This is a genomic window from Catenulispora sp. GAS73, from assembly GCF_041262085.1.
Classification (GTDB): Bacteria; Actinomycetota; Actinomycetes; order Streptomycetales; family Catenulisporaceae; genus Catenulispora.
Genome location: NZ_JBGCCM010000061.1, coordinates 26,953 through 43,183 on the forward strand (window position 1 = coordinate 26,953; position 16,231 = coordinate 43,183).

16 protein-coding genes are annotated in these 16,231 nt (G+C 69.3%); all 16 read left to right on the forward strand.

Going from position 1 to position 16,231, the window contains the following annotated elements:
• Position 1: 1 nt before the first annotated feature.
• The 16 genes from prfA (at position 2) to ABH935_RS48320 (ending at position 16,048) form a co-directional block, all read left to right on the forward strand.
• A complete protein-coding gene (gene prfA, locus ABH935_RS48245; protein ID WP_370384754.1) occupies positions 2-1,072 on the forward strand; it encodes a peptide chain release factor 1 in 1,071 nt (356 codons plus the stop codon).
• 105 nt (positions 1,073-1,177) lie between these two features.
• Complete coding sequence (gene prmC / locus ABH935_RS48250; protein WP_370351975.1) at positions 1,178-2,023, forward strand: peptide chain release factor N(5)-glutamine methyltransferase; 846 nt, start codon at positions 1,178-1,180, stop codon at positions 2,021-2,023.
• A 129-nt stretch (positions 2,024-2,152) separates the two neighbouring features.
• Entirely contained in the window at positions 2,153-2,803 is a 651-nt protein-coding gene (locus ABH935_RS48255; protein WP_370384755.1) for an L-threonylcarbamoyladenylate synthase, read from the forward strand.
• A 55-nt stretch (positions 2,804-2,858) separates the two neighbouring features.
• Positions 2,859-5,288, forward strand: a complete 2,430-nt coding sequence (locus ABH935_RS48260; RefSeq protein ID WP_370384756.1) for a hypothetical protein — start codon at positions 2,859-2,861, stop codon at positions 5,286-5,288.
• 153 nt (positions 5,289-5,441) lie between these two features.
• Positions 5,442-6,878, forward strand: coding sequence for an MraY family glycosyltransferase (locus ABH935_RS48265; RefSeq protein ID WP_370384757.1), 1,437 nt, complete (start codon positions 5,442-5,444; stop codon positions 6,876-6,878).
• Between the two features lie 265 nt (positions 6,879-7,143).
• Positions 7,144-7,623, forward strand: coding sequence for a hypothetical protein (locus ABH935_RS48270; protein ID WP_370384758.1), 480 nt, complete (start codon positions 7,144-7,146; stop codon positions 7,621-7,623).
• A gap of 182 nt (positions 7,624-7,805) precedes the next feature.
• Complete coding sequence (locus ABH935_RS48275) at positions 7,806-8,144, forward strand: AtpZ/AtpI family protein (protein ID WP_370384759.1); 339 nt, start codon at positions 7,806-7,808, stop codon at positions 8,142-8,144.
• A 97-nt stretch (positions 8,145-8,241) separates the two neighbouring features.
• Positions 8,242-9,084: a F0F1 ATP synthase subunit A gene (atpB, locus tag ABH935_RS48280; protein ID WP_370384760.1), complete on the forward strand. Its 843-nt coding sequence runs from the start codon at positions 8,242-8,244 to the stop codon at positions 9,082-9,084.
• A gap of 141 nt (positions 9,085-9,225) precedes the next feature.
• Entirely contained in the window at positions 9,226-9,471 is a 246-nt protein-coding gene (atpE, locus tag ABH935_RS48285) for an ATP synthase F0 subunit C (RefSeq protein ID WP_194919100.1), read from the forward strand.
• A gap of 44 nt (positions 9,472-9,515) precedes the next feature.
• On the forward strand, positions 9,516-10,067 hold the full coding sequence (locus tag ABH935_RS48290; RefSeq protein ID WP_370384761.1) for a F0F1 ATP synthase subunit B: 552 nt from the start codon (positions 9,516-9,518) through the stop codon (positions 10,065-10,067).
• Positions 10,067-10,882, forward strand: a complete 816-nt coding sequence (locus tag ABH935_RS48295) for a F0F1 ATP synthase subunit delta (protein ID WP_370384762.1) — start codon at positions 10,067-10,069, stop codon at positions 10,880-10,882. Before ABH935_RS48290 ends, ABH935_RS48295 begins: the two co-directional genes overlap by 1 nt.
• A gap of 172 nt (positions 10,883-11,054) precedes the next feature.
• Positions 11,055-12,689, forward strand: a complete 1,635-nt coding sequence (atpA, locus tag ABH935_RS48300; protein WP_370384763.1) for a F0F1 ATP synthase subunit alpha — start codon at positions 11,055-11,057, stop codon at positions 12,687-12,689.
• Between the two features lie 54 nt (positions 12,690-12,743).
• Positions 12,744-13,655: a F0F1 ATP synthase subunit gamma gene (locus tag ABH935_RS48305; RefSeq protein WP_370384764.1), complete on the forward strand. Its 912-nt coding sequence runs from the start codon at positions 12,744-12,746 to the stop codon at positions 13,653-13,655.
• A 1-nt stretch (position 13,656) separates the two neighbouring features.
• The gene (gene atpD, locus ABH935_RS48310; RefSeq protein WP_194919087.1) at positions 13,657-15,096 is read left to right on the forward strand and encodes a F0F1 ATP synthase subunit beta; all 1,440 of its coding nucleotides are present in this window, start codon (positions 13,657-13,659) and stop codon (positions 15,094-15,096) included.
• The gene (locus ABH935_RS48315) at positions 15,093-15,545 is read left to right on the forward strand and encodes a F0F1 ATP synthase subunit epsilon (RefSeq protein ID WP_370384765.1); all 453 of its coding nucleotides are present in this window, start codon (positions 15,093-15,095) and stop codon (positions 15,543-15,545) included. Before atpD ends, ABH935_RS48315 begins: the two co-directional genes overlap by 4 nt.
• A gap of 56 nt (positions 15,546-15,601) precedes the next feature.
• The gene (locus ABH935_RS48320) at positions 15,602-16,048 is read left to right on the forward strand and encodes a DUF2550 domain-containing protein (protein ID WP_370384766.1); all 447 of its coding nucleotides are present in this window, start codon (positions 15,602-15,604) and stop codon (positions 16,046-16,048) included.
• The last annotated feature ends 183 nt before the right edge of the window (positions 16,049-16,231 follow it).

Below are 16,231 nucleotides of genomic sequence, written 5' to 3' on the forward strand. Positions count from 1 at the left end.
CATGTTCGAGGTCATCGACGACTTGCTCGTTGAGTATGCCGAGCTGGGGACGAAGCTGGCGGACCCGTCCGTGCACGCCGACGCCGACGTCGCCCGCAAGCTGGGCAAGCGCTACGCCGAACTCGGCCCGATCGCCGAGACGTACCGGGAGTACCAGACGGTCGGCGGGGACATCACCGCCGCCGAGGAACTGGCCGCTGAGGACCCCAGCTTCGGCGAGGAGATCCCGGCGATGCAGGAGCGCCGGACCGTGCTGGAGGAGCGGCTGCAGAAGCTGCTGATCCCGCGCGACCCGATGGATGAGAAGAACGTCATCCTGGAGATCAAGGGCGGCGAGGGCGGCCAGGAGTCCATGCTGTTCGCCGGCGACCTGCTGCGCATGTACATGCGCTACGCCGAGCGGCAGGGCTGGAAGACCGAGGTCCTGGAGTCGACCGAGTCCGACCTCGGCGGCTACAAGGACGTGCAGGTCGCGGTCAAGGGCCGGGTCAACGAGGCGGGCGAGGGCGTCTGGGCGCGGCTGAAGTACGAGGGCGGCGTGCACCGCGTGCAGCGCGTGCCGGTCACCGAGTCGCAGGGCCGGATCCACACCTCGGCGGCCGGCGTGCTGGTGCTGCCCGAGGCGGAGGACGTCGAGGTCGAGATCAGCCCCAACGATCTGCGGATCGACGTGTTCCGCTCCTCCGGCCCCGGCGGGCAGTCGGTGAACACCACCGACTCGGCGGTGCGCATCACGCACCTGCCGACCGGCGTGGTGGTCAGCTGCCAGAACGAGAAGTCGCAGCTGCAGAACAAGGAGTCCGCGATGCGCATCCTGCGGGCCCGGCTGCTGGCGGTCGCTCAGGAGGAGGCCGACAAGGAGGCCTCGGACGCGCGCAAGTCGCAGATCCGTACCATGGACCGCTCCGAGCGCATCCGCACGTACAACTTCCCGGAGAACCGCATCAGCGACCACCGGGTCGGCTACAAGTCGTACAACCTGGACCAGGTGCTCGACGGCGATCTGGACGCGGTCATCCAGGCCTGCGTCGACGCGGACACCGCCGCGAAACTCGCGGCCGGGGGGAACTGAGGCGGCGGGAGACCGGTGAGCGATTCCACTCCGGTGACACAGGATGCGGCCGGCGGCGGGAGCGGCGCGGTAGGCGGCGCGGCCGCCGAGGCCAAGGGCTCGTCGCTGCTGCGCGCCGAGATCGCGCAGGCCTCGCTGCGGCTGGCCGAGGCCGGCGTCGGCTCGCCCCGGCACGACGCCGAGGAGCTGGCGGCGTGGGTGCACGGCGTGCGCCGGACCGAGCTGCACCGCGTTCCCGACCACGACTTCGACGCGCGGTACTGGGAGGTCATCGCCCGCCGCGCGAACCGCGAGCCGTTGCAGCACATCACCGGCGCCGCGTACTTCCGCTATCTGGAACTCGCGGTCGGCCCGGGGGTCTTCGTCCCGCGGCCGGAGACCGAGGTGATGGTCGGCTGGGCGATCGACAAGCTGCGGGCGCTGGACGTCGCCGAGCCGCTGATCGTCGACCTGTGCACGGGATCCGGCGCCATCGCGCTGTCGATAGCGCAGGAGGTGCCGCGCGCCCGCGTGCACGCGGTGGAGCTGTCGGACGACGCGTACACCTGGGCCGCACGCAACATCGCGGCCTCGGAGGCCGGCGAGCGCGTGACGCTGCACCTGGCGGACGCGGTGACGGCGCTGCCGGAGCTGGACGGCCGGGTGGACGTGGTGGTGTCGAATCCGCCGTACATCCCGCTGACCGAGTGGGAGTACGTCGCGCCCGAAGCCCGCGACCACGACCCGGAATTGGCGCTGTTCTCCGGTCCCGACGGCCTGGACCTGATCCGCGGCTTGGAGCGCACGGCACAGCGGCTGCTGAAGCCCGGTGGCTGGGCTGCCTTCGAGCACTCCGACAAGCAGGGCGGCGAGGTGCAGCGCATCTTCCTGGAGGAGCGCGGCTGGGCTGAGGCGTCGGACCATCGGGACCTGACGAACCGGCCGCGGTTCGTGACGGCTCGCAAGGGCTGAGGGCTGAGAGCTGAGGGCGGGGGCTAGGACAGGGCTGGGCGCGAGGCTGCGGGCGGGTCTGGGGGCGCTCGCGGACCGTTCGGACCGTGCACCCCACGCACCGCGGAACGGCCAGTAGACTCACGCCCCATGAGCCGCCGTTTCGACTGCACCGACCCCGAGCAGCGCAAGACCGGACTGCGGGAGGCCGCCAGCGCCGTCCGGCGGGGGGAGCTGGTCGTGCTGCCGACCGACACGCTGTACGGCATCGGGGCGGACGCGTTCACCAACTGGGCCGTGCGCGCGCTGCTGGAGGCCAAGGGCCGCGGCCCGGCGATGCCGAGCCCGGTGCTGGTGCCCTCCCCGGCGACCCTGCACGGCCTGGTGGCGGGGATGCCCTCGTACGGCTGGGAGCTGGTCGACGCCTTCTGGCCCGGCGGCCTGACCCTCGTGGCGATGCACCAGCCCACCCTCACCTGGGACCTCGGCGAGACCCGCGGCACGGTCGCGGTCCGCATGCCCCTGCACCCGGTGGCGATCGAGCTCCTGACCGAGACCGGCCCGATGGCCGTCTCCAGCGCCAACAAGTCCGGCATGGCCCCCGCCCGTACCGCGATCGACGCCCAGGACCAACTCGGCGACGCGGTCTCGGTGTACCTCGACGCCGGCCGCGTCGGCGACGAGGGCGGCGCCAGCTCCATCGTGGACGTCACCGGCACTGCCCCAGTACTGCTGCGCGAAGGCACACTCACCTTCGAGCAACTCCTCGAAGTAGCTCCAACCCTCACCCGCGCCGAGTAACCTGCCGCCGACCGACCGACGAGTCCGACGGCCGACCGCGCCGGGGAGGAGCAGGGTGGGGAATCAGGGAACGGGTACCGGCGTGCCCGACGAGGTCGGGGCACCGGACGAGGCGGCCGGGAAGCCGGAAGGGGCCGAGGGCGCCACAGCCGACACGGCCGCGGATGCCGCCGGTGGTGCTCGGATCACCGCCGCGCAAGCCGAGGGCCATACCGGCGAGCAGGCCGAGGGCCAGACCGCCGGCCGGATCGCTGCGCCGGTCGAAGCTCAGGCTGCGGAGCGAATCGCGGGGCGCTCTGGCGGCTCGACCGGCGAGCAGGCCGAGCATGCCGAGCAGCAGGCTGCCGACCAGACTGCGCCGCGCTCTGCTGGCCCGGCTGCCGAGCAGGCCGAGCGCCAGGCTGCCGACCAGACTGCGCAGCGCTCTGCAGGTCAGGCTGTCGAGCAGGCCGAGCGCCAGGCTGCCGACCAGACCGCGCCGCGCTCCGCCGGCCAGGCTGCCGAGCAGGCTGAGCGCCAGGCTGCCGACCAGACCGCGCCGCGCTCCGCCGGCCAGGCTGTCGAGCAGGCTGAGCGCCTGGCACCTGGTCGGATCGCCGTGTCGGTCGAGGGCCAGGCTGCCGACCGGGTTGCGGGGCACTCTGGCGGCGAGACCGCCGAGCAGGCCGAGGGCCGGTCAGCTGGCCGGATTGCTGAGCAGGCCGAGGCCCAGCCCGCCGTCCGCATCCCCCACCCCCGCCGACCGCTCCTCGACAGCGTCAACCCGCTTCGTGCGGTCGGCGCCCTCCGCCGCCACCATCCCGTCACACTCGTCCTGATCGCCGCGACCGCCCTCGCGTATGCGGCCCTGGCCTATCAGCGGCGCTGGATCGCCGATGACGGCATGATCGCGGTGCGCACCGTGCGCCAGATCCTGGCCGGCCATGGTCCCGTCTACTCACCGTACGAGCGCGCCGAGACCGATACCTCGACGCTCTGGACCGCTCTGCTCACCGTCGGTGGTGGGCTCACCGGGTTCGACGTCGCGCGCATCGCGGTCTTCGGCGGTCTGCTGTGTGCTGTCGGGGGAGTGCTCGCGGCGCTGTTCGCCACGGCGCGCTTCCACGCGCGCCTCAGTGGGAAGTCGCGGCAGTTGCTCGTGCCGGGCGGGGCGTTGGTGCTGCTCGGGGTCTCGCCGTTCTGGGACTACGCGACCTCCGGGCTGGAGACCGGGCTCGAAATCCTGTGGCTGGGCCTGTGCTGGCTGGTGTTGGTCGTCTGGTGCGCGGAGGCGCCTGACACGAAGCGGCAGTGCGCCGTGGCGTTTCTGATAGGCCTGGCGCCGCTGGTGCGCCCCGAGTTCGCGCTCATGGAAGCGGTCTTCGGTGTCGCGGCGTGGTTCCTCATCCGGCCCGGCAAACGCCGCACCCTGCTGCTTTTCGTTACGGCGCAAGCGCTGCCGCTGATCACCGAGATCCTGCGCGCGGGCTACTACGGCGAACTCGTCCCGCTTCCGGCGCTGGCGAAGTCCGCCAGCGGCTCGCAGTGGAGCCGTGGCTGGCGCTATGTCGAGGAAACGCTAAAGGGCTACTTCCTCTGGATTCCGTTGGCGATCCTGCTGATAGCCGCCACGGCTCATCTCATGAAGAAGAGCGCACTGAAGACGCGCACCACCACCATCCTGCTCGCCACACCGGTCGTCGCCGGTCTGCTGCTCGGCCTTTATGTCATCAAGGTCGGCGGTGACTTCATGCACGCGCGCATGGTCCTCCCCGCCGTCTTCCTGCTCGTCCTGCCGGTGCTGCTGGTTCCCGCGAACACGGTCCTACTCCCCGCCGTCACGGCGACCGCGGTCTGGGCCGCCTACTGCGGCCCCACCTACGCCGTCCACTTCTACGACCAGAAGCACGCCGTCTCCGAGGACGAACGCCTCGGCTACCAGCAGTGGACCGGACGGCCCAATCCCGACACCTCCGCGGCGTACAGCGCCAAGGAGAAGTGGATCGGCGACGAGATCGCGTCCTGGACCGCGCACGGTGACCGCGTCCTCACGTCCGAGGGCGGGATCGCTGTTCCGCTCAATCCGGACCTGCCCTTCCGCTTCGCCGTGGCCGCCGGGCGGCTCGGCGCGGTCGGCGCCGAGACGTCGCTGCGGGACGAGGTCGTCGACACGCTCGGGCTGGCGAATCCGCTCGGCGCGCACCTGACGGTCACCGAGCCCGGCCGGCCCGGTCACGAGAAGGTGCTGCCGTGGGCCTGGATCCTGGCCGACTACGGCGATCCGGCGGTCGTGGACCACCAGACGGTGATCGCCGGGGTGACCCCCGAACAGGTCAGTGCCGCGCGGCACGCGATGAGCTGCGGAGGCCTGAAGGAGCTGCTGGATTCCACCAGACAGCCCATGACCGCCGGGCGCTTCTGGAACAACCTCACCGGTTCGCTCGGCCGGACGGCCCTGGTCGTCCCGGCCGATCCGTTCGCGGCGGAAAAGAAGTTCTGCGGATGACCCATCCTGTTCCACAGTTGTGACGCACCGCCTGCCGGTAGTCGGCGTAGGGTTGTCTCGCATCACCGCTCACACCGATCACGGGGCGACCGTCTCCCGCCCTCGACTGTCCTTGTCCGGCCCAGCAGTACAGAGAGAAGCGGAGAGGATCCCGTGAGGGAGTACCTGCTCGCCATGACGGTGGCATTGGCGGTGACCCTCCTTCTCGGCGGCCCGATCCGGGCGCTGGCCATCCGGCTGGGACTGGTCCCGGTGATCCGCGAGCGGGACGTGCACGAGACCCCCAAGCCGCGGGTCGGCGGCCTGGCGATGTTCGTCGGGCTGGCCGCCGCGCTGACCGTGGCCGAGCACTTCCCGATGCTGGCGCGCAACGTCTACGGCGAGTCCAACACCATCCAGGCCCTGCTGTGGGGCTGTTTCCTGGTGGTGGTGCTGGGCATGGTGGACGACAAGTTCGAGCTCGGCCCGCTGGTCAAGTTCGTCGGCCAGATCTTCGCCGCCTCGGTGATGGTGGTGAAGGGCATCCAGATCAGCTGGCTGGTGATCCCGGGCATCGGCATCGTGGCCGTGGACCCGACGCTGTCCATCGTGCTGTCGGTGTTCCTGGTGCTGGCGCTGATGAACGCGGTGAACTTCGTCGACGGCCTGGACGGCCTGGCCGCCGGCATCACCTGCATCGCGGGGCTGGCCTCGTTCGCCTACTGCTACCGGCTGGCCATCAGCTACAAGCTCACCGGCGCCACCGCCCCGGCGCTCATCGCGATCGTCACCGTCGGGATCTGCCTGGGCTTCCTGGCCCACAACTGGCACCCGGCCCGGATGTTCATGGGCGACACCGGCTCGATGCTGCTGGGCATGCTGCTGGCCGCCACCTCGATCACCGTCATGGGCGGCATCGACCCCTACCAGCTCGGCGAGCAGGTCGGCGTCGCCGTCAACCAGACCAGCTCGGTGCACAAGCTGGTCCCGGCCTACCTGCCGCTGATCATGCCGATCTCGGTGACCCTGCTGCCGATCGCCGACATGGTGATGGCGGTGGTGCGCCGCACCAAGGCCGGGATGTCGCCGCTGGCCGCGGACAAGGGCCACCTGCACCACCGGATGCTGCAGATCGGCCACTCCAAGCGCCGCGCGGTGCTCATCATGTACTTCTGGTCGGCGCTGGTGGCCTTCGTGACCGTGCTGTTCGCGGTGACGCCGTCCCGGCAGCCGGTGGTCTACGTCGCCATAGGCATGACGCTGGTGGGGCTGGTGATGCTGCTGGGGCCGCGGCTCGGCGACCACCGCGAGCGGCTGCGCACCAAGGCCCTGCGAGTCGGCGCCTCGCCCACGGCGCGGCACCGCGCCGGTGCGGGCGGTAACGGCGGGCCGGCGTCCGGGGGCGCGGCCGGCCAGACCGGCAACGCCGCCGCGAACACCACCCCGACCACCATCGTGAACGCCACCGTCAACGGCACCGTCAACGGCACGGTCACCGCCGCCGTCGAGGGCATCGCCTCGCAGAGCCCGGCGACCGAGCCGGGCCCGACCATTCCGGCCATAGCGACGTCGTCCGAGAACGGGAACCAGCACCGCACTCTGTCACGTTGATCACACCTGGCGTTCGCGATGTGTCCACCCGCCATACGTTCTCCCAGCTGAAGAAGTACGCACTCTGACGGAGCCGGACCGGAAAAACACAGGTCGAGGCCGCACCGAAAACCGGTTCGTGCGTAGAACGCGAGCTTGTGATAGCTTTCACGAACAAGGGGATGAGGGGTTGTGAGAAAAGCGAACCGCCCCCTTAACCTGAACCGACACGACGCGGTGCCGGACCCCGGCAGCGCGCGACCTACAAGACTTCTTGAGGGAAGCCATGCAGGCCATTGACGCCCGATTGTTGCGCGGAGCAGCGGTACCGACCGCTGCCGCCGGCGCGATCGCCGTCGTGCTCTGCACCGTGCTGGTCGGCAGCAAGGGTCTGATCGGAGCGCTGCTCGGCAGCGTGATCGTGCTGGCCTTCTTCTCGGTGACGATCCTGGTCATCAGCAAGGTCGCCCAGAAGCAGCCGGAGATGCTGCTCGGCTACGCGATGCTCACCTACCTCGGCAAGGTCGTCTTCCTGGCCGTGCTGATGATCGCGTTCAAGCACACCACGCTGTTCCACTTCCGGTCCTTCGGGTTCACCATGCTGGGCCTGACGCTGGTGTGGCTGGCCGCCGAGACCCGCGCGGTGCTGAAGACGAAGATCTTCTACGCGGACCCCTCCGCGATCCCGGACTCGCTCAAGCCCGTGGCGCCCGCGCGCCCCGAGAGCACCGCCGAGTCCGAACCGTCGCCCCTCGGCGGCCGGTAGCACAATGACCGCCCATAAACCGGCCCTTCGGCCGGAGCTGACACCTATCCTGCCCAATGTTCGGAATCGAACCGAGCCGGATCACAGGTTCCTAACGCATTCCAGCGTGCCGCTCACGCCTTCTCAGCTGGGTTTCAGGGAAGGTCATCTCTCCTGCTATCGTCCGAGGCGGCATGAGCAGCATGAGCAGTACACACAAGACGAAAACCCCCACCGGGAAGCCCGAGAAGAAGGTCGATCCGCAAGCGATCACGGGCTATCTGCTGGGGGGCATGGTCCTCTACGGCGGCCTCGGCTGGCTGATCGACAAGTGGGCCGGCACCTCCAACGTGTTCGCACCGATCGGGGTGATCTTCGGACTGGCCGCGGGCCTGTACCTCACACTCCGGCAGGTGGCGGTCATGGAGAGGCAGGAACGCGAGGCGCTGATCCGCAAGCGCCGCGCGCTGGCCGACACGGTCGACACCGAGGACGAACGCACGCAGGGCCCGCAGGACCAGAACGACCCGCACGACCGATAGCCACGACACATCCAGTGCCGATCGCGTGCCCGGGGGCGACCCGGACGCGCCGACACCTGAAGGTTGCCGTCACGATGAGCCAGTCTGGATACACACGATGAGCCTTAGCCTTGCCGCCGGTGTCGGCGCGCTGAGCACGGACAGCAGCGGTTCCTGTCACCTGTTCGGGAGCAACGGCTGTGGCTTCGACCACGTCGCCCCGACGTCTTCGATCTTCGACTTCTCCAACCGGCCGTGGTTCCACATCGCCGGCTGGGGCGTCACCAAGCCGGTCGTGCTCGCCGTGCTCATCACGGTGCTGGTGGTGAGCTTCTTCTGGGTGGCCTTCAACAAGCCGAAGATGGTGCCGCGCGGCGTCCAGAACATCGGCGAGGTGGCCTACCTGTTCGTGCGCGACCGCATGGCGCGCGACTCGATGGGCAAGCAGGGCGACAAGTACGTGCCCTTCCTGTTCTCGCTGTTCTTCTTCGTCTGGCTGATGAACGTCATGTCGTTCGTCCCGGGCATCCAGTTCCCGGTCTCCTCGCGCATCGCCTTCCCGGCGGCGCTGGCCGTGATGGTCTGGCTGACCTACATGTACGCCGGTTTCAAACGGCACGGGCTGGGGTACTTCCGGGTCCTCGGCGTCCCGAGCGGTGTGCCGCTGGGCATCCTGTTCATCCTGACCCCGATCGAGCTGCTGTCGAACATCTTCATCCGGCCGTTCACCCTGGCGATCCGGCTCTTCGCGAACATGTTCGCCGGTCACCTGCTGGTCGCGACGTTCTCGATCGGCGCCTGGTACATGTTCAGCGTCAAGGGGATCCTCTTCTCCGGCGCGAGCTTCACCATGGCGATCGTGATGACCGGCTTCGAGCTGTTCATCCAGGCCCTTCAGGCTTACATCTTCGTGATGCTGACCGCGAGCTACCTCGCCGGCGCACTCGAGGAAGCGCACTAGTACCACACAGGTACCGACGAAGACGGGCGCTTCCTTGTTCCCGAGGGAGCGCGGGCAAGACCACAACTCAAGATCCCGCATCACTTATAAGCGACCGGTTGGCACCACGCCCGCCGGCCAACCAGAAGGAAAACGAGAGACATGAGCGCTGCTCTGACCACCCTGGCGGACTCGACCACCACCATCAAGGGCCTGGGCTTCCTCGGGTACGGTCTGTCGGCCATCGGCCCCGGTATCGGCGTCGGCCTGATCTTCGGCAACGGTGTGCAGGCCATGGCCCGCCAGCCCGAGGCCGCGGGCATGATCCGCACCAACATGTTCATCGGTTTCGCGCTGACCGAGGCGCTCGCGCTGCTCGGTTTCATCGCGCCGTTCGTCCTGAAGTAAAGAGCCATCCCGAGCCACTTCGGACCTAGGGAAGGTGGAAGACCATGACACCAGGAGTTGTCCTGGCTGAGAGCCCGATCGTCCCGCAGGGCGACGAACTCGTCGTCGGCACGATCGCGTTCCTGATCATCTTCGTGATCTTCTGGAAGAAGCTTCTTCCGAGCATCAAGAAGACCCTGGATGAGCGCACCGACGCCATCGAGGGCGGCATGCAGCGTGCCGAGGAGGCCCAGGCGGCCGCCGCGGCGCTGCAGGAGGAGTACCAGCGCAACCTGACCGAGGCGCGCCACGAGGCCGCCAAGATCACCCAGCACGCCCGGGAACAGGGTGCTGAGATCGTGGCGCAGATGCGGGCCGACGGCACCGAGCAGCGCGACAACCTGGTGGCCGGCGGCCGGGCTCAGCTCGACGCCGACGCCGCGGCGACCCGCGCCGCGCTCAAGGGCGACCTGGGCACGCTGGCCATCCAGCTGGCGAGCAAGATCGTCGGTGAGTCGCTGGAGGACGAGGCCCGTCAGCGCGGCACCGTCGACCGGTTCCTGGCCGAGCTCGAAGCCAAGGCCGATGCCCAGGCCACCGCGAAGGCGGGTGCCTGATGCAGGGCGCCAGCCGCGACGCGCTCGCGGCCGGGGCCGATCGGCTGGACGCGCTGACCGGCGCGCCCGGCGCTGACGTCACCGGCATCGCCGACGACCTGTCGGCCGTGGCGGTGGCCTTCGGCAAGGACGCCTCGCTGCGCCGCATGCTGACCGACCCGGCCCGGCCGGCGGCGCTGCGCGCGGACATCGTGACCTCGTTGCTCGCCGGCAAGATCAGCGCCGATGCCGCCGCCCTGGTGGCGGGCCTGGTGCGGTCCCGCTGGAGCGCCCCGCGCGACCTGGCCGACGCGGTCGCGGACCTGGCGGTCCGTGCCGACCTGGCGGTCGCCGAGCGCGACGGCAAGCTGGACGAGGTCGAGGACGAGCTGTTCCGGCTGAGCCGGCTGCTGGACTCCAACGGCGACCTGGCGCTGGCCCTGGCCGACGGCCGGGTGCCGGCGGACAAGCGGGTCGCGCTGGTCGACGGGCTGCTCTCGGGCAAGGTGGACCCGACCACCTACCGCCTGGTGGGCCGGTTGGTGGCCAACCCCCGCGGGCGGTCGATCAGCGCCGGCCTGACCGAGATCGGCAAGGAGGCGGCCGCGCGCCGCGAGCGGCTGATCGCCTACGTGACCGCCGCGGTCCCGATCACCGAGCAGCAGCGCGACCGCCTCGGGGCGGTGCTCAAGCGCATGTACGGGCAGCAGGTCCACCTGAACGTGGATCTGGACCCCGAGGTGCTCGGCGGGCTGTCGGTGCGGATCGGGGACGAGGTCATCGACGGCACCGTCGCGACCCGGCTGGCCCGGGCCCAGCGGCAGCTGGCCGGCTGAGCGCGAGCCGACCCGGCGGCGCTCGGCGTCAAGGCTTAGCGTCGTACAAGAAGACACAGAGCAGTACCCACCAGAAACGACCTGCGGGTGGTGGCGGCGGGCGGAACTCCGGCGAACGGTGCCGGGCCCGCCGTTGCCCGGCCCGGATGAATCTAGGAGAGCAGGAATACTCATGACGGAGCTCACGATCCGTCCGGAGGAGATCCGGGACGCGTTGGAGCGCTTTGTCGACTCCTACAAGGCGCCCGAGGCGTCGAAGGACGAAGTCGGCACGGTGACCGAGATCGGTGACGGCATCGCCAAGGTCGAGGGCCTGCCCTCGGCGATGACCAACGAGCTGCTGAAGTTCGAGGACGGCACCCTGGGCATCGCCCTGAACCTGGACGTCCGCGAGATCGGCGTCGTGGTCCTGGGCGACTATGAAGGCATCGAGGAGGGGCAGCGGGTCGCCCGTACCGGCGAGATCCTGTCCACCCCGGTCGGTGACAAGTTCATGGGCCGGGTGGTGAACCCGTTGGGTGAGCCGATCGACGGTCTGGGTCCGATCGAGGCCGAGGGCACCCGCATCCTGGAGCTGCAGGCCCCGGGTGTCATGGCGCGGCAGTCGGTGAAGGAGCCGCTGCAGACCGGTATCAAGGCCATCGACTCGATGACCCCGATCGGCCGGGGGCAGCGTCAGCTGATCATCGGTGACCGGCAGACCGGCAAGACCGCGGTGGCCGTGGACACGATCATCAACCAGAAGCAGAACTGGGCGTCGGGCGATCCGAAGAAGCAGGTCCGCTGCATCTACGTGGCCATCGGTCAGAAGGGCTCCACCATCGCGGCCGTCAAGGGCGCGCTGGAGGAGGCCGGGGCGATGGAGTACACGACGATCGTGGCTTCCCCGGCGTCGGACCCGGCGGGTTTCAAGTACCTGGCGCCGTACACCGGTTCGGCTATCGGTCAGCACTGGATGTACGACGGCAAGCATGTCCTGATCGTCTTCGACGACCTGACCAAGCAGGCCGAGGCGTACCGGTCGATGTCGCTGCTGCTGCGCCGTCCGCCGGGCCGCGAGGCCTACCCCGGCGACGTGTTTTACCTGCACTCGCGTCTGCTGGAGCGCTGCGCGAAGCTCAGTGACGACATGGGCGCCGGCTCCATGACCGGCTTGCCGGTGATTGAGACCAAGGCGAACGACATCTCGGCGTTCATCCCGACCAACGTCATCTCCATCACCGACGGTCAGTGCTTCTTCGAGACGGACTTGTTCAACTCCGGTGTCCGTCCGGCGATCAACGTGGGTACCTCGGTGTCCCGGGTCGGTGGTTCGGCGCAGGTGCGGGCGATGCGTTCGGTGTCCGGTTCGCTGCGTGTGGACCTGGCGCAGTTCCGTGACCTGGAGGCGTTCGCGGCTTTCGCCTCGGACTTGGACGACGCCTCCAAGGCGCAGCTGTCCCGCGGTCAGCGCATGGTCGAGCTGCTCAAGCAGGGCCAGTACGAGCCGTATCCGGTTGAGGAGCAGGTGGCTTCGATCTGGATCGGTACCTCGGGTTCGATCGACGATGTGCCGGTGGCTGATGTGCGTCGTTTCGAGAAGGAGTTCATCTCCTTCTTGAAGACTGACCACGCCGGTGTGCTGGCCTCGATCCGGGAGACCGGTCAGCTTTCCGACGACACCGTGACGGCGTTCAAGGACGCGGTCGCGCAGTTCAAGCGCGGCTTCGAGCTCGGCGACGGCACGCTGCTGGCCGACCAGGGCAAGGCCGAGGCCATGGACGAGGACAACGTCGGCCAGGCCACGATCACCAAGCACAAGGCCTGATCGCGGTGACTGAGACTTTCGTGCACGACCGGATTCGGGAAGGGGTGAACTGACATGGCAGGCCAGCTCCGGGTATACCGGCGCCGGATCGCCTCGGTGAAGGCGACCAAGCAGATCACCCGGGCCCAGGAACTGATCGCCACCGCCCGCATCGTGAAGGCGCAGCAGAAGGTCGCCGCCTCCACGCCGTACGCGGAGGAGATCACGCGCGCCGTCTCGGCGGTCGCCTCGCGCTCCAACGCCTCGCACGCGCTGACCACCGAGCGCGAGCCGCAGGCCGGCATCCGGCCGAAGGCCGCCGTCGTGGTGGTCACCAGCGACCGCGGGTTCTGCGGCGGCTACAACACCAACGTCCTGCGGGAGGCGGAGCAGCTGATGCAGCTGCTGCGCGAGCAGGGCAAGGAGCCGGTGCGCTACGTGGTGGGCCGCAAGGGTGTGGCGTACAACTCCTTCCGCGAGCGGGCGATGGCCGGCACGTGGGTCGGGTTCTCCGACAACCCCGCGTACACCGACGCCCGCGCGGTCGCCGACGAGGTGATCGCGTCGTTCCTGGCCGAGGACGGGATAGACGAGATCCACCTGGTCTCGACCCGGTTCATCTCGATGCTGTCGCAGCAGCCGACCACGGTGCGGATCCTGCCGCTGCAGTACGAGGAGACCACCGAGCCCCCGGCCGGCGGGGTGTTCCCGCTGTACGAGTTCGAGCCGTCCCCGGAGCGGGTGCTGGACGCGCTGCTGCCGCAGTACGTGCGGGCGCGCGTGTACAACGCCATGCTCCAGTCGGCCGCCTCGGAGCACGCGGCGCGGCGCCGCGCGATGAAGTCCGCGACGGACAACGCCTCGGACCTGATCGACAACCTCACCCGGCTGGCGAACGCGGCCCGGCAGGCCGACATCACCCAGGAAATCAGCGAAATCGTGGGCGGCGCCAACGCGCTGGCCGACGCGAATGTGGGAAGTGACTGAAATGACTGCGACCACAGAGACCGCGACGAAGGCCGTCGGCCGCGTCGCGCGCATCATCGGCCCGGTCGTCGACGTGGAGTTCCCCGTCGACGGCATGCCCGAACTGCAGAACGCCCTCACCATCGACTACCCCTTCCTCGGTGAGACCCGCCGGCTGACCCTTGAGGTCGCCCAGCACATCGGCGACGGCATGGTCCGCGCCATCGCGCTGAAGCCGACCGACGGCCTGGTCCGCGGCGCCGAGGTGATCAACACCGACGGCCCGATCACCGTCCCGGTGGGCGACGTCACCAAGGGCCACGTCTTCGACGTGACCGGCGAGGTGCTGAACCTCAAGGAGGGCGAGGAGTTCCACGCCGAGACGCGCTGGGGCATCCACCGCAAGGCGCCGTCCTTCGACCAGCTGGACTCCAAGACCGAGATGTTCACCACCGGCATCAAGGTCGTCGACCTGCTGACGCCGTACGTGAACGGCGGCAAGATCGGCCTGTTCGGCGGCGCCGGCGTCGGCAAGACGGTGCTGATCCAGGAGCTGATCTACCGCGTCGCGGAGAACTTCGGCGGCGTGTCGGTGTTCGCCGGCGTCGGCGAGCGCACCCGCGAGGGCAACGACCTGATCGCGGAGATGACCGAGACCGGCGTCATCGAGAAGACCGCGCTGGTCTACGGCCAGATGGACGAGCCCCCGGGCACCCGTCTGCGCGTGGCCCTGTCCGCCCTGACGATGGCGGAGTACTTCCGCGACGTGCAGAAGCAGGACGTGCTGCTGTTCATCGACAACATCTTCCGGTTCACCCAGGCCGGCTCCGAGGTGTCGACGCTGCTCGGCCGCATGCCGTCGGCGGTGGGCTACCAGCCCACCCTGGCCGACGAGATGGGCCAGCTGCAGGAGCGCATCACCTCGACCAAGGGCCACTCGATCACCTCGGTCCAGGCGATCTACGTCCCCGCGGACGACATCACCGACCCGGCCCCGCACACCACCTTCACCCACCTGGACGCGACGACGGTGCTCAGCCGTCCGATCACCCAGAAGGGCATCTACCCCGCGGTGGACCCGCTGGACTCCACCTCGCGCATCCTGGACCCGCGCTACATCTCCGCGGCCCACTACGAGTGCGCGACCCGGATCAAGGCGATCCTGCAGAAGTACAAGGACCTGCAGGACATCATCGCGATCCTCGGCATCGACGAGCTCTCCGAGGAAGACAAGATCACCGTGCAGCGCGCACGGCGCATCGAGCGCTTCCTGTCGCAGAACACCTTCGTGGCGAAGATCTTCACCGGCATCGACGGCTCCTTCGTCCCCCTGGACGAGACCATCGCCGCCTTCACCGCGATCGCCGACGGCAAGTACGACCACGTGCCGGAGCAGGCGTTCTTCATGTGCGGCGGCATCGAGGACCTGGAGAAGAAGGCCAAGGAGCTGGAACGCGCATGAGCGAGTCGCACGCGGCGAGCCGCCGGTTGAACGTCTCGTTGGTGGCGGCCGACCGCAAGGTGTGGCAGGGCACGGCCGACATGGTCATCGCCCGCACCACCGAGGGCGACACCGGCGTGCTGCCGGGCCACCAGCCCATCCTCTCCATCCTGGCCCCCTCCGTGGTGACGATCCGCGGCACGGAGGAGGGCACCATGGACGTCGTCGTCTCCGGCGGCTTCCTGTCGGTGGCGCGCGACGACGTGTCAGTCCTGGCCGAGAGCGTCCTGCTCCCGTCCGAGATCGACCTGCCGACCGCCCGCGACCTCGCGGCCACGGCCCGCGCGGCCGAGGACGCGGCAGGCGACGACACCGCAGCCCGCGACCAGGCCCAAGCCGACCTCCGCTTCGCCGAAGCCCAACTCCGGGTCCTCGGCGACGCCTCCGTCGGCGCGACCACGGCACACTAAGGGCCCTGAGGTACACGTAGATGCAGCCGGGACTCGACAGTGAGGAGCTTTCGTAAATGCTCAGCGCTGTCGAGGTCCTGGCTGTCTGCTTTGTGGTGCTCTGCCTCTCCGTAGCCTTCATCCCCATGCGCCGCCACCTGATCCGCCGCGGCGGCGGCGCATTCGACTGCGCAGTCCGCTTCGGCCCGATCCCCCCCACCGGCGACGCCTCCGGCTGGTCCTTCGCCGTAGGCCGCTACCGCGACCTCACGGTGGACCTTTACCGCGTCTTCAGCTACTCCCCCCGCCCCCGCACGAGCCTGGCTCGGCGGGGGTTCGACGTCGTAGCCCGCCGCGACGCAGCAGGCGAGGAGACCCGCACCCTACTGCCGGGCTGGGCGGTCCTGGAGTGCTCAGCCGGCGGCGCGGTGGTGGAACTGGCCATGTCGACGGAGTCGATGATGGCCTTCTTGACGTGGGTGGAGGCGGCGCCCCCGGGATGGGACATCTCGCGGGTGAGCTGAGGCGGCGCGCGACCGCATACGCCGCGACTTAGCCGCGCCAACACCACCCCGCGATTGCGGACGGCGACGGGCCAGCGCTGGCCGGCCCCGTGGTTCGTCGTGTCCGACCGGACCATGCGGGGTGTTGGTTCTGGGTCCCTCGCCGCGTCGGCGGGCGAAGCCAACCTGCCCGGTTTGGTGGTG